The following is a 23,486-nucleotide window of genomic DNA, read 5'->3' as shown; positions in this document are numbered from 1 at the left end:
CACTGAATTATTTAGGTTTCAGTCCCATAACCCGCGGGGACCACCCTCGTTAACGGCCCCTCAAACCCCAGCGTTTGCGGGCGAAACGGGCGCGAGGGCATCGACGATGTTCGGCAGAACAATGCCCAATGGGGCATCCACGTTGAGCCCTGCGTACGGCTCGCCCCGTGTTACGCCCCGGTTGACGATCGCGACCCGGATGCCCTCCTTGACCGCGCGCAACACGAAACGCCGGCCCGACATCACCGTCAGGGAAGAACCGAGAACCAGCAGCGTACGGGCGTCGCCGACCAGCTCGAAGCTGCGCTCGACCCGCACCGGGGGCACGGTCTCGCCGAAGTAGACAACGTCCGGCTTGAGCATCCCGCCGCAGCCGTCACAGTCGACGACCATGAATCCGTCAAGATCGGCCTCGTCGAGCTCGGCGTCACCGTCGGCATTGATCGCGACGGCCCTGCTGTCGAACCTCGGGTTGGCGGCGTCGAGACGAACCGCGAGAAGCTCGCGCGGGGTCAGGTCGCCGCAGGCCAGGCACGTGATGCGGGACAGGTTGCCGTGCAGCTCGACCACGCCCTCGGCGCCGGCCGCCTGGTGCAGACCGTCGACATTCTGGGTGATGATGCCGTCGACCAGCCCACGCTGCTGCAGGGCGGCGACGGCACGGTGGCCGTCGTTGGGACGGGCCTCACCGATGGTGCGCCAGCCCAGATGGGAGCGAGCCCAATACCGGCGGCGGGCGATCGGATCACGGGTGAACGCCTGGAAGGTCATGGGCGTGCTGCGCCGGGCCGATCCCGAAGGACCCCGATAGTCCGGGATGCCCGACTCTGTTGACAGGCCGGCGCCGCTCAGAATCACTACGCCGCCCTCGCCGACCCACTGGGTGAGCTCGGCAACCTGTTCCACAACCTGAAGGTCCACGCTTCTATAGTCCCTCGCCGACTATCGTTGCCGCGGTGAGCTTGCCCTCCGGGTCACCGGCCTCCCGCGGGTCGTCGGCTCTGCCCGCGCCATCTCCCCATCCCGCGCCCCACCCGCACTCGTCGGGGCGGCCCGCGCCATCTCTCCACCCCGCGCCGTCACCCCAGCCCGCGCCCCACCCCCACTCGTCGGCCCTGCCCGCGCCATCTCCCCACCCCGGGTCTCACTCCCACTCGTCGGCCCCGCCCGCGCCATCTCCCCACCCCGCCCCGTCACCCCACCCCCACTCGTCCACCCTTCCCGCGCCACCTCCCCAGCCCGTGCCCCACCCCCACTCGTCGGGGCTGCCCGCGCCATCTCCCCACCGCGCGCCGTCACCCCACCCCGCGCCCCACCCCCACTCGTCGGCCCTGCCCGAGTGGGAGGGCATTCGTGTGCTCCGCGCCGAGGATGAGTTCGCTTCCGTCCGCAAAGATCCCCGGATCGCGTACGCCCTCTGGGCCGTCCTCGGCATCATCGGCGGGCACCGCTTCTATCTGGGCGACACCGGGCGCTCGATCGCCATGCTCTTCACGCTGGGCGGCCTGGGAGTCTGGGCGCTGATCGACGGGCTTTTCGTCGGGCGGCGGGTCCGGGCGGTCAACCGGGAGCGCCGGGCGGCGGTCATGTCCCGCTACGGAGTCGTCGAGCCCGGCGCACCCGTTGCCGGGCGTGTCGAGCGACCGGCGCACCCGTAACCGGGCGTGTCGCTGGGCACGCTCCCAACTCTGTCCCAGGTCCCACGCCGAGCGCGAAAAATCCATCTCGCAGTAGTGGGATCTTGGCCTTGGGGCTGGCAACATCTGCACATGGGGCTATTCACGGTTAGCGAGGCACGGGAAGAGCTCGAACGGCTACAGCCCGTGCTGGTGGAGATCGTGGCGCTGCGTGCCGACGCGGCCGAGCTCGGGGCGGTGATCGGGGCCGGCGGGCCGCCGACGCCCCTGGGCGGGATGCCGGAATGGAAGGCCGCCACCGCGCGGCTCGACGACCTGATGACCGTCGTGCAGCAGACCGGGGCCGTGCTCAAGAGCCTCGCCCCGCTGCTGGTCGACTTCCCGTCCGAGATCGACGGCGTCGACGTCGACCTCTGCTGGCTCGAGGGCGAGCACGGGCTGAACTGGTATCACCGCTCCGACCTCGGCTTCGCGGGCCGCCGCCCGATGCCCGTCGACTGACCCGACCGGGCCGCCGCTCGCCCGCCTCACCCGGGCTGCCACCCGCCCGACACTCACCCAGGTCGCCACTCACCCGGGTGCCGCCACACGCCCGACTCCACCCGGGCCGCCACACGCCTGCCACTAACCCGGGCCGCCGCTCAACCGAGGCCGCCACCCCCGCCCCGCCGCTCAACCGAGGCCGCCACCCCCGCCCCGCCGCTCAACCCGGGCCGCCACCCCCGCCCCGCCGCTCAACCCGGGCCGCCACCCCCGCCCCGCCTGACGCGTCGATATGGGGGCGGGACGCAACCGGGGCTCGTCCCGGTCTGAGACGCTGTGAGCGATGCGCATCGATACGCGGGCGTGGTGGATCGCCGGGGCGTGGGCCCTGCCCACCGTGTTCGCCGTGTTTGTGATGTTTCGGTTCCGGGCGTTCGCGGGCTGCGGTGTGCTGCTGGCGCTGGGCTTGGGCATGACCGCTGCAATCGCGGTCGGCCGCGCGCGGACCCTTCGCTCCCTGGTGCTCTGGGCCGCCGCCAGCGGTTGGACGGCCATCGACCCGCGCGAGTGCCCATGGCCGTGGTCCGATCTGCATCTCAAGGGCAGCAGCCGGGTTCGGTTCGCCTACGCGGGCACGGTCGGCGGACTACCGATCGTTTTCGGTCAGGTGCGGTGGAAGGGTGGCGCCTTCGGCAACGCCGCGAGCAGCCCCGACGGCAGCGGGTTGTTCGTCGTCGTCCGGCTGCCGTTGCACGAGCCGCCGATGGCCGTGCGGCTGCCGTACGTCTTCGTCGGCGACTCGCCCCGGCTGGACCGGCCGCTGCTGCGCCAGTCGTTCCTGGCGGACGAGATCCCGCCGTTCACCGTGCGCGACAACGAGCTGTTCACCATCGAGCCGCGTGACTCGTGGCCCGACGCCGCGACCGCCGAGGAGGCCGTGCGCCGGGCGCTGCTGATCGTGGAGCTGCTGGACGTCGGCCCCGACACGCCCTGGTAAGACTGACCCGCACCGGCGCCCCGCCACACCCGCGACCACCTGCTCCGCGCTCAGACCGCCCCCAGGCCCGCCACATCCCAGGCCCGCCGCAACCCAGGCCCGGCCGAGCCTTGAATCGGGCCCGGCCGCGCCCCGCTCAGCCGCGTTCGATCAGGTGGCCGATGATCTGGGGGGCCATCAGCACGGCCTCGCCCGAGCCGTCGCGCCGGGCGTCGGGCTCGGGCAGCTCGATCGGGTCGCCCGTGTTGCTCGAGGCCACCGGTCGCGGGCCGACCCAGGCCACCGTCAGCCGCGTCTCGCCCTTGAGGAAGCGCTGCGCCCGGACGCCGCCCGTCGCCCTGCCCTTGGCGGGATACGACGCGAACGGCGACACCTTGGTCTGTGTGCCGGTCGACGTCACCACCATCGGCTCGCCGTGATCATTGTCGGCCGTCACCACGACGTTGAACGACACCACCTCGGCGTCGGCCGACAGGTTGACCCCGGCCATGCCGCCGCCCTTGAGCCCCTGCGGCCGCACCGTCTTGGCCGGGAAGCGCAGCAGCGAGGCGTCGGACGTGACGAACACGAGCGACTCGGCGCCGCCGGTGAGCCACGTGGCCTCCAGCACCTCATCGCCATCCTTGAGCGTGATCACCTCGAACTCGTCGGAGCGCACCGGCCATTCGGGGGCGCACACCTTGATCACACCGTGCCGGGTGCCCATCGCGATGCCCGGCGAGTCACCGGCCACCAGCGGGGCCAGGCCGACCACCTTCTCGCCCTTCTCCAGCGGCACCAGCTCGGAGGCCGACATGCCCCCGCGGATCGATACCGTGCCGACCTGCTCGGGCAGCACCGGGAGCGGCAGCACGTCGGTCTTGAACGCGCGTCCCCGGTTGGTGATCAGCAGAATGCGGCCACGGGCGGTCGAGTGCACGATCGCGCGGACGGCATCGTGCTTGACCCGGCCCGAGCGGCGGCGCGCCTCGGTGGCCTCCTCGCTTTCGGCCGCCGTACGGGCAATGAGACCGGTCGCCGACAGGATCACCTGGCACGGGTCGTCGGCCACCTCGAGCGGCCCGGCCGGCGCGGACGCGGCCAGCACCTCCTTGAGGTCGCCGTCGATCAGCGTCGTACGCCGGGGGCCGCCGAACTCGGACGCCACCTCGGCCAGCTCGTCGGAGACCAGCTGCTGCAGCACGTCGAAGTTGTCGAGGATGTTGCTCAGCTCGGCGATCTCGTTGCGCAGCCGCTCCTGCTCGGTCTCGAGCTCGATGCGGTCGAAGCGGGTGAGCCGGCGCAGCGGGGTGTCCAGGATGTACGTCGCCTGGATGTCGCTCAGGCTGAACTCCTGCATCAACGAGGCCTTGGCCGCGGCCGCGTCGTCGCTGCCCCGGATGATCGCGACCACCCGGTCGATGTCGATCAGGGCGATCAACAGGCCGTCGACCAGGTGCAGGCGATCCTGCCGCTTGGTGCGGCGGAACTCGGTGCGCCGGCGGACCACGTCGTAGCGGTGCTGCACGAAGACTTCGAGCAGCGCCTTGAGCCCGAGCGTCTGCGGCTGGCCGTCGACCAGCACGAGGTTGTTGATGCCGAACGACGTCTCGAGCGGGGTCAGCCGATAAAGGTCGGCCAGCAGAGCCTGCGGGTTGACGCCGACCTTGCACTCGATGACCAGGCGCGTGCCGTGCTCACGGTCGGTCAAGTCCTTGACGTCGGCGATGCCCTGCAGCCGCGCCGCCTGCCGCTGCCCGCGCTTGGGCCCCGACACGATCAGCTTGCCCTTCACCTCATCGGTGATCGCCTCGATGATCTTTTCGGTGCCCACCCCGTACGGAAGCTCGGTGACGGTGATCGCCTGCCGCCCCCGCCCACCCTCGAGCGGCCCGGTTTGAGCCCGGGCCCGCATGCGCACGACGCCGCGACCCGTCTCGTACGCCCGCCGCACCTCATCGAGGCCGAGCAACTGCCCACCCGTCGGCAAGTCGGGCCCCGGCACGAAGCGCATCAGCTTGTCCAAGCTCGCGTCCGGATTCGTGATCAGATGCCGCGCGGCCGCCACAACCTCACCCAGGTTGTGCGGAATCATGTTGGTCGCCATGCCGACCGCGATGCCCGAAGTGCCGTTGACCAGCAGGTTGGGAAACGCCGCGGGCAGCACCTTGGGCTCGAGATCGGACCCGTCGTAGGTCGGCTTGAAGTCGACCGTGCCCTCGCCCAGCTCCCCGACCAGCAACATCGCCTCACGCGACATGCGCGCCTCGGTGTATCGGCTTGCCGCCGGCCCATCGTCAGGGCTTCCAAAATTGCCGTGCCCGTCAATTAACGTCGCATTCAGCGAAAAGTCCTGGGCCAGTCGAACCATCGCGTCATAAATCGCCACGTCGCCATGTGGATGGTACTTACCCATGCAGTTGTGAACGACGCTGCCCTCGGCTACAAAGGCGTGCTCGTCGGTGCCGATTTGAATGTCATAGGTCGTATCGTTCGGAATCTCCTCGACCGATTCGACGGCGAGGAAGGAGAACCCGGACAACGCGGCCAAGCGGGTGGCCAGCGGCGAACCGATGCGATCCAGCTTCTCGATCCAGCCCTCGCGTTCCGCCTGCGCCATCGGAAAAAGACGCTCGGCCAGCGGAACGCCGTTCCTGTCCTTGCCGTAGCGTGCGGCAACGGCTGACCGGAAGGCCTTGCCGTCGGCGCCCCGGAACCATCCACCGCCGAGATGGGCCGCGCTGAACGCCTCGAAGAGCCGACGTGCGGGCAAGCGGTCACTACCCTGCTTCTTGCCGTAGGCATAAGTCACATCAAGGATCGCCCGAAGGCCCTGCTGCTTGTAGCCCACCCGGACGAATGGCAGCATCGCGGCCGCCAGGGCTTGCGCGTCGCCGCCACCGACCGAGAGACCGAACAAGGTCTTACGATCGGCCTCGGTGCCACTCTGCCAGTGGTGCCCGACGATTCCCAGATCGGTCAGAATGGCGTAGAACTGGCTGATCAATCGCGCGCTCGTGCTGACCAGAACAATTTCGCGCCGGGTCTTCCGCACATACCCGTCGCCGTCGAAGAAGCCCGCCAGGAAAGAAAGCCACGCGCCCCGGTCGGCCAGAACATCGGCCGGCACGAATTTCTGGTCACTTAGGGGGGAGCCGGCTTCCAAAAGACCGTCATGCCGGGCGAAGGTCACGATGTGCTGATCGCGGTGAGATGGCTTGGCCCGCTCGCGTTTTCCCCGCGACACGGTCACACCGGCTTCTATCGCCCATCCGTGTGCGAAGTCCAGTGGCTCCACGTCGCACATGTGAATGCGAACCCGGCCGTCGGCAGTACGGGCCCGATCGACCGCGAAGCCTTCGGCGACGACCAGCCCGCGCACATAGGCATAGGGATCTCCGACCGGGGTGACCGCCGCGCGACGCACAGTGCTCGCCGTGAGGACCAGCCGGCCCGTTAGTTCTTTGGCGTCGACCCATTCAGTTCGGTAGTCATCGGTGACGACCCGGAAGCGCTGGCCGGGCGTGACGGCCATAGTGTGCCCGTTCGTCCAGGTGACCTTGACCAGCGACGAATCCGGGTTCTCGTAGACCGCGGTGACCGGCGCGGCCTGCCCGGCCGGGTCGAGCACGAGGTCGCCGACCTCGAAGGACTCGATCGGCTGGAGTCCGTCCGGGGTCGCCACGAGAGCACCCCGGACGAAGCAGTCGCCGACCACACGGGCCGACTTCACATAGGGCCGGTCGGGGCGATGGCCTTGCTCATACATCGACCACAGGATGCGGCGGTGGACGGGCTTGAGGCCGTCGCGCGCGTCGGGCAGGGCGCGGGAGTGGATGACCGAATAGGCGTATTCGAGGTAGGAGTCTTCGACCTCGGTGGTCAGCGGGTTGTCGATGACGCGGGCGCCGGCCTGGTCGAAGGCGGACAGGTCGACGCGGTTGTCGGTGTTCTTACGGCGTGCCATGAAGCTTCGACCTCTCAGGCGTCGATCGTCTCTTGGTCGATGCGGCCCGCCGCCTCGATCAGCCAGTTCTTGCGGGGCTCGACGCGCTCGCCCATCAGCAGCTCGAGGGTGGCCTCGGCGCGTTCGGCGTCGTCGAGCGTGATGCGGCGGACCGTACGGGTCGCCGGGTTCATCGTGGTGTCCCAGAGCTCGTCGGCGTCCATCTCGCCGAGGCCCTTGAACCGGGGCACCGGCTTCTGCACCTGGGTGCCGCCGCGCTCGAAGCGGGCGACTGTCGACTCCATCTCCTGCTGGGTGTAGGTGAAGATCGTCTGGGAGTTGCGGCCCTTGGTGACGACCTTGTGCAGCGGGGGCATGGCGGCGAACAGGCGGCCCTGCTCGATCACCGGGCGCATGTACTTCGCGAACAGGGTGATCAGCAGCGTGCGGATGTGTGAGCCGTCGACGTCGGCGTCCGCCATGATCATGACCCGGCCGTAGCGCATCGCGCCGAGCTCGAACGTGCGGCCCGAGCCGGCCCCGAGCACCTGCACGATCGCCGAGCACTCGTTGTTGTCGAGCACCTGCTGGAGCGAGGCCTTCTGGACGTTGAGGATCTTGCCGCGGATCGGCAGCAGCGCCTGGTATTCGGAACTGCGGGCCATGCGGGCCGTGCCGAGCGCGCTGTCGCCCTCGACGATGTAGAGCTCGGAGCGGGCGATGCCGGTGGCGCGGCAGTCGACCAGCTTGGGGGGCATCGAGGCGCCCTCGAGGGCGGTCTTGCGGCGGGCCGCGTCCTTCTGCTGTTTCTGGGTCAGCCGGACGCGGGCGGCGTCGACGACCTTTTGCAGCACCGTGCGGGCCTCGGCCTTGGTCTTGCGGCCGTCGATCCACTCTTTGACGTGCGCCTCGACCAGGCCCTGGAGCACCCGGGTGATGCCGGCCGTGGAGAGCTCGTCCTTGGTCTGCGAGGTGAACTGCGGCTCGGGGATGCGTACGTGGATGACCGCGGTCATGCCTTCGAGCAGGTCGTCGAGGACGGGCGGGTCTTCCTTGGGCTTGAGCAGGCCGCGGGTGTTGCGGATGGCCTCGGTGAGCGCACGGACCAGGGCGCGCTCGAAGCCCTTACGGTGGGTGCCGCCGTGCATGTTACGGATCGTGTTGGTGAAGCACTCGATGGTGCGCTCGTAGCCCGTGCCCCAGCGGAACGCGATCTCCACCTCGGCCCGGCGCTCGACATTGGACTGCATCACGCCGTTCTGGTCGGCGGCGTTCTCCTTGTATGTCCCCTCGCCGTTGACCAGGAGGACGCCGGAGACCGGCTTGTCGCCCGCGTGGGTGAGGAACTCGACCATGTCGGTGAGCCCGTGCGGGAAGTGGAAGGTCTCGTTCGTCGTCTCCTCGGCGGTCTCGTCGCGCAGCGAGTAGAGCACGCCGGGGACGAGGAAGGCCGTGTTGCGCAGCTTGGTGCGGACGTTGTCGACGTCGAGCCGGGCGCCGGTCTCGAAGTAGCGCGCGTCGTACCAATACCGGATGGACGTGCCGGTGGGTTCGCCGCGCTTCATCCGGCGGACGACGCGCAGCCCGGATTCGGGGTGGAAGCGCGCCTGCGGGCCGGGGCCGTCGAACGAGCCGGGGACGCCGCGCTGGAACGAGATCTCGTGGACCTTGCCGTCGCGCTTGACCGTGACGTCGAAGCGCAGGGCCAGCGCGTTGACCGCGGAGGCGCCGACGCCGTGCAGGCCGCCCGAGGTCTTGTAGCCCGAGCCGCCGAACTTGCCGCCGGCGTGCAGGCGGGTGAGGACGAGCTCGACGCCGTTGAGGCCGGATTTGGTGTTGACGGCGGTGGGGATGCCCCGGCCGTCGTCGTCGACCTGCACCGAGCCGTCCTCGTGGAGGATCACGGCCACCTTGGTGGCGTGGCCGCCGACGCCCTCGTCGGTGCAGTTGTCGATGATCTCGTTGGCGAGGTGGTTGACGCCTCGGCTGTCGGTGGAGCCGATGTACATGCCCGGGCGTTTCCGGACGGCGTCCAGCCCCTCCAGGTGCGTGAGGTCATCGGCCCCGTACAGGATCTCCGCGGTCACGAGGTGGCACTCCCGATCGGCCCAGGTGGTGGTCAGAACGCGGCGAGCCTACCGGGACCCCCCGACAACTCTCGTTCGCCGAGCCGGGACGACCCACGCACGAACGGGATGATACGGGCATAAGTTACGGCTGGTGAGCTACGACACGGGTACGAGGGGCTGACGTACCCGTGTCGTGTCTCTTTCAAGCAGCCGCCGGCACCGCGTACAGATGGCGCGTGGCCGTCCGGGCCCGGTGCGGCTCGAGCGCCCGATAGAGGTCGAGGGCGCGGGGCTTGCCCGGCACCCGTACGGGTGGCAGCTCCTGGAAGGCGATCAGGTCGCCCGCCGCGGCCCGGGTCTGCGGGCACACCACCACCGTGTCGTGCGGCGCGAACGCCTGCAGGCGGGCCGCCGTGCTGACCACGCTGCCGCTGATCATCGCCTGTCCGCCGTCGTGGGCCGCCTCGAGATCCACGATGACGTCGCCGGTCGCGAGCCCCACCCGCGTCCGTACGGAGAACCTGCCGGCCAGGAGTTGCCCCCTCAACGCCTCCTGAACCGACAGGCCCACCCGGACCGCCGAAGCGGCCGCCTCCGCGCCGAAGCCCGCGCTGCCGGTGCCGAACACCGCCATCACCGCGTCCCCGACGTACTTCTCCACCACTCCGCCGCCCGCGCGGACCACCCCGGACACGATGCCGAAGTAGTCACGCTGCAGGGCGCGGACAACCGCGCAGTCCAGGTCGTCGACGAGTGAGGTGAATCCCACGATGTCGATGAAGAGGACGGTGACGGTCTGACGCCGCTCCTGCTCCGCCATAGCGATTGCGGTCATGTCTTCACGCTCCCCCAGTTCTGTGCCCCGGAAGAACGGTGTCAGGCGCAGTCCACTACCGGATCCGCAGAACGACGTATCTCCGACAGTCCGTCCCCCCGTCGGTCATGTGACCGAGAACCGACCGAACCGCCGAGAACGTTCCAGCAGGCGGGGCACTAGGGTGACCTTCATGGCCAGCGAGGAGGAGGACGGGCCACTTGTCGGACGCGCCGGCACGTTGACCCAAGTCCAATCCGACCTGCGCAACGCGGGCCCTGGGGGAACCTCCGCGGTGTTCGTCACCGGGGAGAGCGGCGTCGGCAAGAGCCGGCTGCTGCGCGAGACCGCCCGGGCCATGCGTGACGCGGGTTTCTCCGTGCTGTCCGGCACCTGCCTCGACATCGGCGACGCGTTGCCGCTGCACCCCGTGCTGCAGGCGTTGCGCCAGTCCGGACACAGTGGCCCGGCCCTCGCCGCCGACGCCGGTGACCTGCTCGATCGCGTCTCGCGCGACCTGCTCACCGTGGCCGGCGACCGGCGCCTGCTGCTCGTGCTGGACGACCTGCAGTGGGCCGACCGCAGCACCCGGCAGCTGCTGCTCTATCTGCTCGCGGGCCTGGGCGACGTCAAGATCGCGGTGCTGGCCGCCGTCCGGGCCGAGGCCCTGCAGGGCGCCCACCCGCTGCGCAAGGTGCTGGCCGAGCTGCGCCGCCTCAGGTCCGTACGGGTGGTCGACCTCGCACCGCTCGACCGCGACCAGACCGTCGAGCTGGTGACCGCGGTCGCCGGCGACACCGTCGAGGCCGAGGACGCCGACCGGGTCTACAAGCGCAGCGGCGGCAACCCGTTCGTGGCCGAGGAGCTGGCCCGTGACCTGCGCGACGGCCGGGTCGAGCTGTCCGACACCCTGCGCGAGATCTTCCTGTCCCGCGTCGACGAGCTGCCGCCGCACGCGCACGCCGTCGTGCACGCGATCGCGGCCGGGGTCGAGCCGGTCGAGCACGCCGTGCTGGCCCGGGTCGTGCCGCTGCCCGAGGCCGAGCTGATCGAGGCCGTCCGGGCCGCGGTCGCGCACCGGTTCGTGGCCAGCGCCGACGACGGCTATCGCCTGCGTCACCGCCTGGTCGCCGAGGTGCTGGCGGCCGAGGTGCTGCCGGCTGAGGCCGCGGCCCGGCACCGCCGCTTCGCCGAGGCCCTCGAGGTCGACGCGCCCGGCGACCACGGCCGCCTGGCCCACCACTGGCAGCGGGCGGGCGAACCGGCCCGGGCCCTGCCCTCGGTGGTCGCCGCGGCCCGCTCGGCCGAGGAGCTCTACGGCTTCACCGAGGCGCATCGATACTGGTCGTCCGCGCTCGAGCTGATCAGCGACGACGCCCCCGAGCGCACGGAGCTGCTGGCCCACGCGGCCGAGGCGGCCCACCTCTGCGGCGAGCACCTGCGCGCCCTGTCCGGCCTCGACGCGCTGGCGTTGCGGCCCGACGCGCCCAACCCGTGCGACCTGCATCTGCGCCGCGCGCGTTACCTGGCCGCGGCCGGGCGCACGGCCACCGCCGAGGAGGAGTACGAGCGGGTCCTGACCTCCCCCGACTGCTCGCCCAGGCAGCGTGCCTCGGCCGCGGCCTACCTGGCCGAGCTGCTGCTGCACCTGGGTCGTTACGCCGACGCCAACGCCCGCGCGCAGGAGGCCCTGGAGATGGCCGAGGTCAACGGTTCCACGGCCGACCTCGTACGGGCATCGGCCGCGCTCGGCTTCAGCGCCGCCTTCCGCGAGGACCCCGACGCCGGCCTCGCGGTCATCCGGCACGCGGTCGAGATCGCCGAGCGCAGCGGCCACCCCGACGAGCTCGGCGTGGCCTATCTGCACCTGGCCGAGCTGCTCACCGGCCCGCTCAACAGCATCGAGGAGGGGGTGCTGGTCGCCCGTCGCGGTGCGGAGCGGCTGGCCTCGCTCGGGGCCGGCCGCACCTATCAGACCCGCCTGCTGGCCATCGCGGCCAAGGGCCTGTTCCGGGTCGGCCAGTGGTCGGAGGCCGACGCCGTGCTCGACGACGCGATGCGGCACCGCCCATCCGGCGCCGACGCCGTCGAGCTGCTGCTCTCGCGCTGCCAGCTCTGGGTCGGCTTCGGCGACGTCGACGCGGCCCACCGCGACCTCGACGCGGTGGCCACCCTGCTGGCCGGCGGCGGGGCCCGGCACGTGCTGCCGATGCTCACCCTGCGCGCGGGCCTGGCGATGTGGCAGGCCCGGCACGCCGAGGCCCGGGCGGCCGTGCAGCGCGGCCTGACCGAGACCCGCTCCGACGACCTGGTGCTGATCGGCGTGCTGGCCTGGCACGGCCTGCGCGCCGAGGCCGAGGCGCACGCGGCCGGGCAGCCGGTCGACCCGGGCGCGCTGCGGCGGCTCAAGGTGGCCGTCGAGCGGATGGCGGCCGGGGCCGGCAACGCGGCGGCGCCGGTGCGGGCCACGATCGACGGCTATCTCGACCTGTGCGCGGCCGAGCAGGCCCGGGCCGAGGGCCGCCACGAGCCCGACCTGTGGGCCCGGGCCGCGCAGGCGTGGGACCGCCGGCGGCAGCCCTACCCGGCGGCCTATTCGCGGCTGCGGCAGGCCGAGGCCGCGCTGCAGCGCCGGTCGCGCAAGGCGGCGGCGACGGCCGCGCTGCGGGAGGCGTACGCGACGGCGACCGCGATGGGCGCCCGGCCGTTCGCCAACGAGATCGTCTCGGTGGCCCAGCGGCACCGGGTGGCCCTGGCCGACGACGTGCCGACCGTGCCCATGCCCGCCCCCGCGCCGCCGCCCGACGACGAGCTGGGCCTGCTCACCACCCGCGAGCGCGAGGTGCTGGCCGCCCTGGCCGAGGGCCTGACCAACCGCGAGATCGGCGAGCAACTGTTCATCAGCGAGCGCACGGTCGGCGTCCACGTCGGCCACATTTTCGACAAGCTCCAAGTGCGCACCCGCGTGCAGGCGAGCCGGGTCTATCTCACCGCGGCGTGACCTTTTCGTTATCTTCGCGCGCGAATACGTACGCCGAACTACGTCGTTCTACCGATCCCTGCGTAGGCCGCCTTTGGAAGTCTGTGGCCACGGGGGAGCACCACCCGGCGGCCACCGCCGCCGGGTGGTGCTAGGGGGCCCTCCGCCGAGGTTGTGGAGGAGAACCGATGAACCAGTCGGTCTGGGGACCGGCGCAGCAGGAGATGGCGGATCTTCTGAGCAACCACCCCGACGACGTGCCAGGTGTGGTCGAGCAGCTGCGTGAGCTGCAGACGATCCTGACCCGGGTGCCCCCGCTGCTGGGCGAGAACCCGCTGTGCGACTTCAACAAGCTGTATCTGACCATCACCGAGGGTGTGCTCGAGCGGCTGTACGCCGGCAAGTTCAAGGACCCGGCGTTCCTGTCCCGGCTCGACGTGGAGTTCGCCGCGCGTTATTTCGACGCGCTGCGCGCCTGGGCCGGCACCGGGTCGAGCCCGCGCTGCCCCGAGGTGTGGTCGTGCCTGTTCCAGCGCATCCCGGGGCCGGACTGCCGTCCGCTGCCCTCGGCCTGCGCCGGGGTCAACGCGCACATCAACTTCGACCTGCCGTTCGCGCTGGTCACCACGTTCGACCACCTGGGCAGCGACCCGATCGACGACAGCGAGCAGCACCACGACTACCTCGAGATCAACGAGATCTTCGCGGAGTCGATCCCGGGGCTGCGCCGGGGCTACCTGGAGAAGTGGCAGCTGCTCATCGACATGATGAACGGCCGGCTCGACGACTGGTGGCAGGGCGAGGCGATCGAATACACCCGCAACGTGGCCTGGCGCAACGCGCAGAAACTGTGGGGCCTGCGGCACGACATGACCGCCACCGACCGGGAGCGGTCGACCCTCGACAACACGGCCGCCGGGGTCAACAAGCTGCTGCTGTCGCCGCTCGGGGCGTTCCTTCAATAGGGCAGTTCCACCCGGAACATCGCCCCGCCCTCGGGGGCGTGGCCGGCCGTGATCCGGCCGCCGAGCCGGGTGACCAGGCGCTCGGCCAGGGCCAGGCCCAGGCCGCTGCCGACCTTGCGGATGCCGCGATAACGCCGATTGAGGGCACCCCGGTCGAAGGCCACTTTCAGGTCCTCATCGGTCAGTCCCGGGCCGCCGTCGCGCACCTCGACGGCGTTGTCCCGCACGGCCAGCACCAGCGGCTTGCCCTCGGGCAGCATCCGCAGCGCGTTCTCGCACAGCCCGTCGATCACCTGCCGGACCCGGCCCGCGTCGGTCCGCACGATCACCGGCCGGTCCGGCAGCTCGACCACCAGGGTGGGGCAGCGGGCCGTCCAGGCCTCGCCGGCCGCCCCGACCAGCTCGACGAGGTCGACCGGGGCGAGGTCGATCGGCAGGTCGGCCGCCTCCAGCCGGGACAGCACGAGCAGGTCGGAGATCAGCCGGTCCAGCCGCTCGGCCTCGGCCAGCATGATCACCCCGGCCTTGGCCGCGTCGTCCGCGCCGACCACCCCGTCGGCCAGCGCCTCGGCGTAACCGCGCAGCGTGGCCAGCGGCGTCCGCAGCTCGTGCGAGACCGACAGCAGGAAATCGCGCTCCCGGCCCTCGCTGACCTGCAACGCGCTGGCCAGCTGGTTGACCGCGTCGGCGAGTTCGGCCGCCTCGGCCGGGCCGCTGCGCGCGATGCGCACCGACCTGTCCCCCGCCGTGAGCCGGCTCGCCGCCCCCGCCGCCCGCCGGATCGGCCGGGCGATGAACCGGGCCAGCAGCGCGCCGGCCAGGATGCCGCCGAGCAGGCCGGCCAGCAGGGCGATCCAGACCGTGCTGAGCACCTGGGCCGCCGTGCCCGAGGCGACCTCGCGGGTGAGCACGACACCGCTGTTCACCCCCGACAACGGGCGGCCGGCGACGAACGCCGCGCGCCCGTCGACCATCGCCCGGGAGTCGACCAGGACACCGCTCGCCACCTGCCGCACCACCCGGTCGGGCAGCCCGGCGTGGTCGACCGCGCCGCGGCGGATCAGATAGACCGAGATGCCGTCGCGCCGCAGCGACGTGACGATCCGTTCCCGGGCCGTGGGCCGCTCGGTGGCCAGCAGTTCGACGGCGAGGGCGCTCTTGTCCTGCAGCTCGGCCCGCAGCTGCGTGTTGACCGAGCGGACCGTGACGGGAATCGCGACCGCCGCCGTGATCAGGACCGCGACCACCGCGGTGGCCACCGTGACCAGCACGACCTGACCGGTGAGCGTCTTACGCATCGGCTGTGTATCCCGCGCCGTGGCCGGTTAGCGTCTTACGCATCGGCTGTGTACCCCCCACGCCGCGGCCGGTGAGCATCTTACGCATCGGCTGTGTACCCCACGCCGCGGACCGTGCGGATCAGCGGGGCGCCCAGTTTGGCCCGCACCTGGGCCACGTGGACGTCGACCGTGCGCGTGCCCGCGGCCGGCGCGTACCCCCACACGGCGGCCAGCAGCTCGTCGCGGGTGAAGACCCGGCCCGGACGGGCGAGGAGATGCCGCAGCAGATCGAATTCGGTCGTCGTCAGGGCCACCGGTACGCCGTCGACCGTCACCTCCCGGCGCGCCTGATCAAGCCGTACGGGACCAAGGGTTTGCACTTTGTCGTGATCAGGTGGCCCAGCCGCACGGCGCAGCAGGGCGCGCACCCGGGTGACCAACTCACGCGGGCTGAACGGCTTGGTCACGTAGTCGTCGGCGCCGAGCTCCAGCCCGAGAATCCGATCGACCTCGTCGTCACGCGCCGTGAGCAGGATGACCGGCGTCCAGTCACCCTCCGCACGCATCCGCTTGACGATCTCGGTGCCCTCGAGGCCCGGCAGCGCGATGTCGACGATGCAGGCCACCGGCCGCATCCGCCGGGCCGCGGCCAGCCCGGCCAGGCCGTCGTGCTCGACGTGCACCCCGAACCCGTCGCGGCTCAGATAGAGGCGCACCAGGTCGGCAATCGGCCGCTCGTCCTCCACGACGAGGACGAGGCCCTTCGCTTCCGAGGTCACCGCACCATCATGCCGTTTCCGCCCGGCCTCCAACGTTCGGGCAATGTAAGAGAAGACGTACGCCACGTCGCCTCCGACAACCGCATCGGGGTAGCTCTCCGCCTTCGGCGGCTGCCGCGGCGACCCGGTCGGTGCTCACGGCCGTAGCGCCCGACCGGCCCGGATCCGGGTCACCGTTGCAGGCCCGCCGCCCGCGCGGTCAGGTAACGCCGCTCGGGTGCGCTCGTCGTCAGCTTCGCCGCGGCCAGATATTCGTCGCGCGCCTGATCGGCGAAGCCGGCCTGCTCGAGCAGGTGCGCGCGCACGGCGGCCAGGCGGTGATTGCCGGCCATCCGCTCGTCACCGGCCAGGTCGCCCAGCACAGTCAGCCCCGCGAGCGGCCCCTGCGTGCGCGCGACGGCGACGGCCCGGTTGAGCGTCACGATCGGGCCGGGCGAGATCCTTTCCAGCACCTCGTAGAGCGCCAGGATCTGCGCCCAGTCGGTCTCGCCGTCGGATGCCGCCTCGTCGTGCAGGGCGGCGATCGCGGCCTGCACCTGATACGGCCCGATCGGCCCGCGCCCCAGTGTCGCCGAGACCAAGGCTACCCCCTCGGTGATCTTCTCTTTGCTCCACCGCGAGCGGTCCTGCTGGTCGAGCGGCACCAGCTCGCCGCCGGCCGTGGTGCGCGCGTCCCGCCTGGCGTCGGTCAGCAGCATCAGCGCGAGCAGGCCGGCGGTCTCGTGATCGCCCGGAACCAGCCCGTGCAGCATCCGCGCCAGCCGGACGGCCTCCCCCGTCAGCTCGGCCCGCTGCAGCTCCGGCCCACCGCTGGCCGTGTACCCCTCGTTGAAGATCAAATACAGCACCTGCCGTACGACCCTCAACCGCTCGGCCCGCTCGGCGCCCGGCGCGGGTGGCGGAAAATCCTGCCCGCTCCTGCGAATGCTCTGCTTGGCCCGGCTGATCCGCTGCGCCATGGTCGCCTCAGGGACGAGGAAGGCGGCGGCGATCTCCCCCGTGGTGAGACCGCCGACCGCCCGCAGCGTGAGCGCGAGCTGCGACGGCGGCGACAACGACGGATGCGCGCACAGAAACAGCAGGGCCAGGGTGTCGTCCCGATCCCGCGCCTCGGTGTCCGGCCCGTCCTCGGCCCCGGCCGTCAGCCCGGCCGCCGTCCCGCTCCGGCTCTCGGCCAGCACGGTGGCCGCTTCTCGTCGCCGGCGGGCGCTGTCGCTGCGAAACTCGTCCACCAGCCGCCGGGTCGCCACCGAGATCAGCCAGGACCGCGGGTTTCCCGGCACACCCTCGCGGGGCCACTGCAGCGCCGCTGCCAGTAGCGCCTCCTGGGTGGCGTCCTCGGCCGCGTCGAACTGCCCGTACCGCCGGACCAACGCCCCCAGCACCTGAGGCGCTAACTCCCGCAACAACCCGTCCAAGACCCTGGGCTCGCTCACCACCGCTCCTCTCGCCACCTCAAGACGCGCACCGCTCCGACCCGATGCCCCAAGACGCCCGCTCAGACCCGGCGCTACCCGACCTAGCCCGCCCAAGCACCCGGCTCCGCAAAACGGCCAACCGGCTGGACCGCTCAGCCCCCACCCAATGCCCGACCCGCCCGAACGCCAGTACCCCCGGTGACGCCAACGAGGCGCCGGCGGCCCGGCGCAGCGGGCCCGGCACGACCGGCCCGGCGCGTTACCCTGCGCGGCTGGCCCGGCACGGGCGGCCCGGCACGGACGGCCCGGCGCTTATGGCCAGCCCGCGGTGGGCGAGGTTCAGGGATGGCCGGGCGACCGAACCGACTGGAGCTGGCGCCCCGGCCAGCCCGGTCACGTCGATCGGAACGCACGCCGGGCAAGTTCCCTGGAACTGCCGCCCCTGGCCGACCCGATCGCGTCGATCGGAACGCATGCCGGGCAGTTCCGATGTGGGCTCAGGCGTCGAGGTCGGGGCCGTCGGGGACCTCCCGCAGTTCGACCTTGCGGGACCAGAACGCGACCCGCCCGGCCAGTTCGATCGCCCTCTCCTCGTTGGGCAGGTCGAGGATCCAGAACCCGGCCAGCGACTCCTTGCTCTCCGCGTACGGCCCGTCGGTCACCGCGACCTGGCCGTCGGTGTAGCTGATCGTCTTGGCGGTCGACGGGAAGGCCAGCCCGCGGGCGTCGACCAGCTCGCCGGTCTTGGTGAGCTCGGCGTTGAAGTCGTGCATGAACTGCATCATGTCGCGAACCCAGGCCGGCTCGGCCGTGGCCGCCATCTCGCCGCCGTCACCGAACATCATCACCATGTACTTCATTGTCGGACCCCTTCAGCTCTCGGCTTTCGCGGTGTAGTCGGAGCCGCCGCCCGCCCCTCGACATCCCTCGCCACATCTTCCGCAGAAGTTTTCGAAGCGCCCTCGGAAACCGCTCTCCCATATTGATCTCTCACGAGGAGGCACCGCCACAATTGCTCCACTTTGCACCGTAAAGACGGGCACGACTCGCGGGCCGCTATTGACACGCGTGAAAGCCCGGCGTAACACTGCGGCCATTCATGGAGAGCGCTTTCCCCGAGCGTCCAACATCCCCAGGAGTCCCCGTGAACACGGCTTCCTCCCCGCCACGCCTGTGGCGCCGCCTCGTCATCCCCCTGACCACGGCCCTCGTCGCGGCCGGCCTGGCCGTCACGGCGCACAGCAGCGCCTACGCGGCCGACACCCTGCTCTCGCAGGGCAAACCCACCACTGCCTCATCGAACGAGACCGCCGACACCGTGGCCGCCAATGCCACCGACGGCAACGCGGGCACCCGCTGGTCGAGCCAGTTCTCCGATCCCCAATGGCTGCGGGTCGACCTCGGCGCCACCGCGACCATCAGCTCGGTCGTGCTGCAGTGGGAGAACGCCTACGGCACCGGCTATCAGATCCAGACCTCGGCCGACGGCAACACCTGGACCTCGATCTACACCAAGACCGGCGGCACGGGCGGCACCGAGACGCTCACCGTCAACGGCAGCGGCCGCTACGTCCGCCTGTACGGCACCACGCGTAACGGCGGCTACGGATACTCGCTGTGGGAGTTCAAGGTCTACGGCTCGACGGGTGGCACCACGCCGACCGACCCGCCGCCGACCACCCAGCCGCCCGGCAACTTCACGACGATCTGGGAGGACAAGTTCGACGGCGCGGCCGGGTCCTCGCCGTCGGCGGCGAACTGGCTCATGCGTACGGGAACGCAGTATCCCGGTGGAGCCGCGAACTGGGGCACCGGCGAGGTCGAGACGGCCAGCAACAGCACCGCCAACGTCTCGCTCGACGGCAACGGGCGGCTGAGCATCAAGGCCATCAAGGACGGCAACGGCAACTGGACGTCGGGCCGCCTCGAGACCCAGCGCACCGACTTCGAGCCCCTCGCGGGGCAGCAGACGAAGTTCACCGCCGTGCTCAAGCAGCCTGACGTGGCCAACGCGCTCGGGTACTGGCCGGGCTTCCGGGCGACCGGCGCGGCCTATCGCGGCAACTACACCAACTGGCCGGGCGTCGGCGAGACCGACATCATGACGAACGTCAACGGCCGCAGCCAGCTCGCGCAGACCCTGCACTGCGGCACCGCGCCCGACGGGGTGTGCGCCGAATACAACGGCCGTTCCTCCGGCTTCGCCACCTGCACCGGCTGCCAGACCGGCTATCACGAATACACCCAGATCATCGACCGCACCAAGACCGACGAGGAGATCCGCTTCTACCTCGACGGGCGGCAGACCTGGATCGTGCGTCAGTCGCAGGTCGGCGTGGCGGCCTGGAACGCGGCCGTGCACCACGGCTTCTTCCTGCGGCTCGACCTGGCCATCGGCGGCTCGCTGCCCAACGCGCTGGCCGGCCGCACCACCCCGACCGCCGACACGACCTCGGGCGGCGTGCTCAGCGTCGACTCGGTCAGCGTGGCCCGCACGGCGACCGGCACCGTCCCGCCGGCGATGACTGACCCGGCCACGCCCACCCAGCCCAGCGTCGTCAAGGTGACCGGCAGCCAGGGCAACTGGCAGCTGCAGGTCAACGGCACGCCATATCAGGTCAAGGGCCTCACCTACGGTCCACCGCAGGCGGCCGCGGACGGTTACATGCGTGACCTCAAGAACATGGGCGTCAACACGATCCGTACGTGGGGTGTGGACGACGCGAACACCCCGACGCTGCTCGACCGGGCCTCCCGGCAGGGCATCAAGGTGATTGTCGGGCACTGGCTCAACCAGGGCGCCGACTACGTCAACGACACCGCCTACAAGAACTCGGTCAAGGCCGAGATCGTGGCCCGGGTCAACACGCTCAAGAACAACCCGGGCGTGCTGCTCTGGGACGTCGGCAACGAGGTCATCCTGACCATGCAGGACCACGGCTTGTCGGCGGCCGAGGTCGAGGCCCGGCGGGTCGGCTACGCGAAGTTCGTCAACGAGGTCGCGGTGGCCATCCACGCGGCCGACCCGAACCACCCGGTGACGTCGACCGACGCCTACACCGGGGCGTGGCCCTACTACAAGCAGTACGCCCCGGCGCTCGACCTGCTCGCGGTCAACTCGTACGGCGCGATCGGCAACATCTACTCCGACTGGCAGTCCGGCGGCTACACGAAGCCATACATCGTCACCGAGGCCGGTCCCGAGGGCGAGTGGGAGGTGCCCAACGACGTCAACGGGGTGCCGACCGAGCCGAGCGACCTCAAGAAGCGCGATCAGTACGCCAGCAGCTGGGCCACGATCAACGCGCACCCGACCGTGGCGCTAGGTGCGACCGAGTTCCACTACGGACTCGAGAACGACTTCGGCGGGGTGTGGCTCAACACCACGACCGGCGGGTGGCGGCGGCACGGCTACTACTCGCTCAAGCGGGCCTGGACCGGGCAGACGCCGGCCAACACGCCGCCCGAGATCACCAGCATGACCGTGAGCAACCAGACCGCCGTACCGGCTGGGGGGTCTCTGAATGTGTCGGTCAACGCGTCGGATCCGCAGGGTGACCTGATCCGCTACAACCTTATGTACTCCGACAAGTACGCCGGGGGTGGCACCGGGCTGACGAACGTGACCTTCACGGACAACGGCAACGGCTCCTTCACGGCCAAGGCGCCCGACAAGCTCGGAGTGTGGAAGGTCTACGTCTACGCCTTCGACGGGCAGGGCAACGTCGGCATCGAGCAGAAGTCGATCCGCGTCGTCGCGCCGCCGGAGACCGGCACCAACCTTTCCCGCGGCAAGACCACGACCGCCTCCACCTATCAGCCCACCGGCACCAACGGGCCGCAACTGCCCTCGTACGCCACCGACGGCGACTACGGCACGCGGTGGGCCAGCGAATGGGTCGGGACGGCCTGGCTGCAGGTCGACCTGGGCTCGGTCCAGTCGTTCAACCACGTGCGGCTGGCCTGGGAGGCCGCGTATGCGACCGGCTATCAGATCCAAACCTCGAACGACGGCAGCACTTGGACGACGATCCACACGACGACGAGCGGGGACGGCGGGTTCGACGAGCTCAGCGTCTCGGGCTCCGGCCGCTACGTCCGCATGAACGGGCTGACGCGGGCGACGTCCTATGGCTACTCGCTCTACGAATTCGGCGTCTATCGCCGCTGAGCATCACTTCCCCGGGGGCGTCGCGGCCACGGCCGCGGCGCCCTCGCTCGCGCGAACGCTGCGCTACCGGTTCATGTATTGGTTCCAGAGCCGGTGGTTGATGTTGCGTGCTGGCCGGCCCAGCTGTGCGGGGTTGGGGAAGCGGCCGAGCGCCAGGCCGGAGGTGTCTCCCAGGTGGGCGGGATTGCTGGGATGGGTAAGCCACTGCCGGGCGTTCGTGGCGATCTGCTCGTCCGGATCTTGGGCGAGAACCTCGTAAACGGCTCGGGTGGATCCGGGCAGACCGGCGAGCCAGTATCGGACGTTGACCGATCGGTCGCGGGCGAGCGTGAGCAGGTCCTGCTCGGGGATGTCCCAGCCGAGGGTGGCCATGGCGTTGACGAGCGAGGCGCGCACCGGTGCCGCCGGGTCGCGAACGAGTTGTGCGCGCTGTCCGGCGGTGGTGAGCCGGTTCTGAGCTGCGGCGGCCCTGACCCGGGCGTTCGGGTCGTTGACCAATATGTCGAGGGCGGCGGGGTCGTCGGTGCGTTCGGCCAAGAACTCGCGTACTTGCCCGACCTTGTCCCGGGTGAGCAACGCAACGATCTCGGCAGGCAGGCGCGGCTCCTGAGCGAGGATGATCCGCAGGTCTCGGTGGGGCGAGGCGCAGCACGCCTCCAACACACGATCGTCGGCGGCGGGGTTGGTCATCGCGGCGTAGCGGACCTGGAAGTCCTTGTCGCTCGTCAGCAAGCAGAGGACGTCTATGGGTGTGTTGACGTTAGCGGCCAACACCTCGCGGGTGGCAGCGTCCGGGTCCGCGGCACGGGTCCGCAGCGCGGTCGGCGGGGTACGGGGCCGCCCCGCGGCGATGCGGCGGACCTTTCGTGAGGCATCAGTGGTCAGCGCGGCCAGCAGTTCGACCGACGCGTCCGGGTGCGCTGCGGCGGCCATCCTCATCCGGACCAGTTTGTGCCTGCCCCACCCCTCGAGATCCTCGGAGACGCTACCCGCTGTCACGCCGCATATCCTGCGCGGACGTCGCCCAGCGGGGCAAGAGCCTGGCGGGAGTACGCCCCATCGGGTCACGCGAAAGACCCCCCACCGGCATCGTTCATCCCAGTTTCGGGAACTGCCTTCGCAGGTCAGCGAAAGCTTGGAGGTAGCCGTCGCGGCCGTGGACGAAGGCGAGGCAGACCACCACCTCCAGCACGGCCACCAGGGAGTCCTCCTCGGCTGAGTGGAACAGGGTGGTGATGGCCCAGTCCTGAGGCGACTGCTCGTATTCACCGTCGGGTGGCACCGGCAGACTGGTGCGAGGTGGCTGGGCCTGTTCGAGCATGGTCCAGCAGTGGCCGGATGGCGTCGAGAGCAAGACCGACGCCGAACTCCAAGGTGCGTCGCAGCCGCTCGTTCGGCACGCGGTCACCCCATCGCTCGCGCGCCTGCTGTTCGAGCTCGTCGGCTGCAGCCTGCTCGTCCTGCCGCTGTTCCTCCTCGAAGCCGCGAACGCAGTAGCGGACTCGATAGTCGCCTCGTGGCATGGCGAATTCATGCGAGTCACCCATGAGCCCGGTCAACGACGCCTCCTGCGACAGCGCCGTGCAGGCAACCTCCACGACCTCTTCCCACATCGGGTCGAGCGTCGGTTCAGTGTCGTGCAGTTCGAGCCGGAAAGGTACCCACCCGGTGTGCGTGCCGACCTGAAGCTGTAGGTAGCCCGGCACGGTGGCGCCACATAACCCGTTGCTTTCGTCGGCCCACGGCGCGTCGAGATCGAACTCGTCCGGTTCGGCACCGCACACCAGCGATGCCGACCCGTACGAGAGGAACACACGCGGCTCGTCGAGCAGCACAGTGACCACGAGCTCGGCACCTTTCCGCGCTCCGGCAGCGCCCGATGCCATGATCGCGCACGGCCGACGGTGGAGGGCCACGTTCGCAGGAAGTCGGCGGAGTAAGGCGCGGCCGCTCGCTGTTCAACCCATC

General features: G+C 70.6%; 16 protein-coding genes and 1 pseudogene. 6 read left to right on the top strand and 11 right to left on the bottom strand.

Going from position 1 to position 23,486, the window contains the following annotated elements; translation table 11 throughout:
• Window positions 1-60: 60 nt before the first annotated feature.
• Window positions 61-921, bottom strand: coding sequence for an NAD-dependent protein deacetylase (locus JKJ07_RS08515; RefSeq protein ID WP_202990670.1), 861 nt, complete (start codon window positions 919-921; stop codon window positions 61-63).
• A 320-nt stretch (window positions 922-1,241) separates the two neighbouring features.
• On the opposite strand from JKJ07_RS08515, the gene JKJ07_RS51650 reads away from it, so the two are divergent.
• From JKJ07_RS51650 to JKJ07_RS08500, 3 genes are all read left to right on the top strand, one after another.
• Window positions 1,242-1,658 carry a TM2 domain-containing protein gene (locus tag JKJ07_RS51650; RefSeq protein ID WP_307834170.1) on the top strand — a complete coding sequence of 139 codons (417 nt, stop codon included), beginning with the start codon at window positions 1,242-1,244 and terminating at the stop codon, window positions 1,656-1,658.
• 111 nt (window positions 1,659-1,769) lie between these two features.
• A complete protein-coding gene (locus JKJ07_RS08505) occupies window positions 1,770-2,138 on the top strand; it encodes a DUF2203 domain-containing protein (RefSeq protein ID WP_202990669.1) in 369 nt (122 codons plus the stop codon).
• Window positions 2,139-2,463: 325 nt separating this feature from the next.
• Window positions 2,464-3,117 (top strand): hypothetical protein, encoded by a 654-nt coding sequence (locus tag JKJ07_RS08500; RefSeq protein ID WP_202990668.1) that lies wholly within the window; start codon window positions 2,464-2,466, stop codon window positions 3,115-3,117.
• Between the two features lie 136 nt (window positions 3,118-3,253).
• Here JKJ07_RS08500 and JKJ07_RS52430 read toward each other — a convergent pair.
• The 3 genes and pseudogenes from JKJ07_RS52430 to JKJ07_RS08485 all read right to left on the bottom strand — a co-directional run.
• Window positions 3,254-6,967: pseudogene (locus JKJ07_RS52430) on the bottom strand (DNA topoisomerase (ATP-hydrolyzing)); the annotation flags it as partial.
• 110 nt (window positions 6,968-7,077) lie between these two features.
• Window positions 7,078-9,129 carry a DNA gyrase/topoisomerase IV subunit B gene (locus JKJ07_RS08490; RefSeq protein ID WP_202990666.1) on the bottom strand — a complete coding sequence of 684 codons (2,052 nt, stop codon included), beginning with the start codon at window positions 9,127-9,129 and terminating at the stop codon, window positions 7,078-7,080.
• A 184-nt stretch (window positions 9,130-9,313) separates the two neighbouring features.
• The gene (locus JKJ07_RS08485) at window positions 9,314-9,946 is read right to left on the bottom strand and encodes an adenylate/guanylate cyclase domain-containing protein (protein ID WP_202990665.1); all 633 of its coding nucleotides are present in this window, start codon (window positions 9,944-9,946) and stop codon (window positions 9,314-9,316) included.
• Window positions 9,947-10,118: 172 nt separating this feature from the next.
• Here JKJ07_RS08485 and JKJ07_RS08480 point away from each other — a divergent pair, with 172 nt between their 5' ends.
• Window positions 10,119-12,926, top strand: a complete 2,808-nt coding sequence (locus JKJ07_RS08480) for a helix-turn-helix transcriptional regulator (RefSeq protein ID WP_202990664.1) — start codon at window positions 10,119-10,121, stop codon at window positions 12,924-12,926.
• Between the two features lie 167 nt (window positions 12,927-13,093).
• A complete protein-coding gene (locus JKJ07_RS08475; protein WP_202990663.1) occupies window positions 13,094-13,870 on the top strand; it encodes a DUF5995 family protein in 777 nt (258 codons plus the stop codon).
• Here the strand turns inward: JKJ07_RS08475 and JKJ07_RS08470 are convergent.
• From JKJ07_RS08470 to JKJ07_RS08455, 4 genes are all read right to left on the bottom strand, one after another.
• Window positions 13,864-15,168 carry a HAMP domain-containing sensor histidine kinase gene (locus JKJ07_RS08470; RefSeq protein ID WP_202990662.1) on the bottom strand — a complete coding sequence of 435 codons (1,305 nt, stop codon included), beginning with the start codon at window positions 15,166-15,168 and terminating at the stop codon, window positions 13,864-13,866. The two genes, JKJ07_RS08475 and JKJ07_RS08470, sit on opposite strands and share 7 nt — an antisense overlap.
• A gap of 80 nt (window positions 15,169-15,248) precedes the next feature.
• Window positions 15,249-15,929 (bottom strand): response regulator transcription factor, encoded by a 681-nt coding sequence (locus JKJ07_RS08465; RefSeq protein ID WP_202990661.1) that lies wholly within the window; start codon window positions 15,927-15,929, stop codon window positions 15,249-15,251.
• Window positions 15,930-16,099: 170 nt separating this feature from the next.
• Window positions 16,100-17,365 (bottom strand): RNA polymerase sigma factor, encoded by a 1,266-nt coding sequence (locus JKJ07_RS08460; RefSeq protein WP_202990660.1) that lies wholly within the window; start codon window positions 17,363-17,365, stop codon window positions 16,100-16,102.
• Window positions 17,366-17,844: 479 nt separating this feature from the next.
• The gene (locus JKJ07_RS08455; protein WP_202990659.1) at window positions 17,845-18,207 is read right to left on the bottom strand and encodes a YciI family protein; all 363 of its coding nucleotides are present in this window, start codon (window positions 18,205-18,207) and stop codon (window positions 17,845-17,847) included.
• Between the two features lie 284 nt (window positions 18,208-18,491).
• On the opposite strand from JKJ07_RS08455, the gene JKJ07_RS08450 reads away from it, so the two are divergent.
• Window positions 18,492-21,518 carry a discoidin domain-containing protein gene (locus tag JKJ07_RS08450; protein ID WP_307834169.1) on the top strand — a complete coding sequence of 1,009 codons (3,027 nt, stop codon included), beginning with the start codon at window positions 18,492-18,494 and terminating at the stop codon, window positions 21,516-21,518.
• A 63-nt stretch (window positions 21,519-21,581) separates the two neighbouring features.
• On the opposite strand, the gene JKJ07_RS08445 is transcribed toward JKJ07_RS08450, so the two are convergent.
• From JKJ07_RS08445 to JKJ07_RS08435, 3 genes are all read right to left on the bottom strand, one after another.
• Window positions 21,582-22,457: a hypothetical protein gene (locus JKJ07_RS08445; protein WP_202990657.1), complete on the bottom strand. Its 876-nt coding sequence runs from the start codon at window positions 22,455-22,457 to the stop codon at window positions 21,582-21,584.
• A 154-nt stretch (window positions 22,458-22,611) separates the two neighbouring features.
• Window positions 22,612-22,800 carry a hypothetical protein gene (locus JKJ07_RS08440; RefSeq protein ID WP_202990656.1) on the bottom strand — a complete coding sequence of 63 codons (189 nt, stop codon included), beginning with the start codon at window positions 22,798-22,800 and terminating at the stop codon, window positions 22,612-22,614.
• Window positions 22,784-23,362 (bottom strand): hypothetical protein, encoded by a 579-nt coding sequence (locus JKJ07_RS08435; RefSeq protein ID WP_202990655.1) that lies wholly within the window; start codon window positions 23,360-23,362, stop codon window positions 22,784-22,786. Before JKJ07_RS08435 ends, JKJ07_RS08440 begins: the two co-directional genes overlap by 17 nt.
• Between the last annotated feature and the right edge of the window lie 124 nt (window positions 23,363-23,486).

It is taken from the genome of Paractinoplanes lichenicola (assembly GCF_016785085.1).
Lineage (GTDB): Bacteria > Actinomycetota > Actinomycetes > Mycobacteriales > Micromonosporaceae > Actinoplanes > Actinoplanes lichenicola.
The sequence above is the reverse complement of the archived record's forward strand: the minus strand, read 5'-3'. Positions and strand labels throughout refer to the sequence as shown.

Coding starts and splice junctions, on each gene's coding strand:
- JKJ07_RS08480 (WP_202990664.1), top strand. CDS start 10,119: ATGGCCAGCGAGGAGGAGGACGGGCCACTTGTCGGACGCGCCGGCACG.
- JKJ07_RS08475 (WP_202990663.1), top strand. CDS start 13,094: ATGAACCAGTCGGTCTGGGGACCGGCGCAGCAGGAGATGGCGGATCTT.
- JKJ07_RS08455 (WP_202990659.1), bottom strand. CDS start 18,207: ATGAAGTACATGGTGATGATGTTCGGTGACGGCGGCGAGATGGCGGCC.
- JKJ07_RS08500 (WP_202990668.1), top strand. CDS start 2,464: ATGCGCATCGATACGCGGGCGTGGTGGATCGCCGGGGCGTGGGCCCTG.
- JKJ07_RS08485 (WP_202990665.1), bottom strand. CDS start 9,946: ATGACCGCAATCGCTATGGCGGAGCAGGAGCGGCGTCAGACCGTCACC.
- JKJ07_RS08445 (WP_202990657.1), bottom strand. CDS start 22,457: ATGAGGATGGCCGCCGCAGCGCACCCGGACGCGTCGGTCGAACTGCTG.
- JKJ07_RS08470 (WP_202990662.1), bottom strand. CDS start 15,168: ATGCGTAAGACGCTCACCGGTCAGGTCGTGCTGGTCACGGTGGCCACC.
- JKJ07_RS08505 (WP_202990669.1), top strand. CDS start 1,770: ATGGGGCTATTCACGGTTAGCGAGGCACGGGAAGAGCTCGAACGGCTA.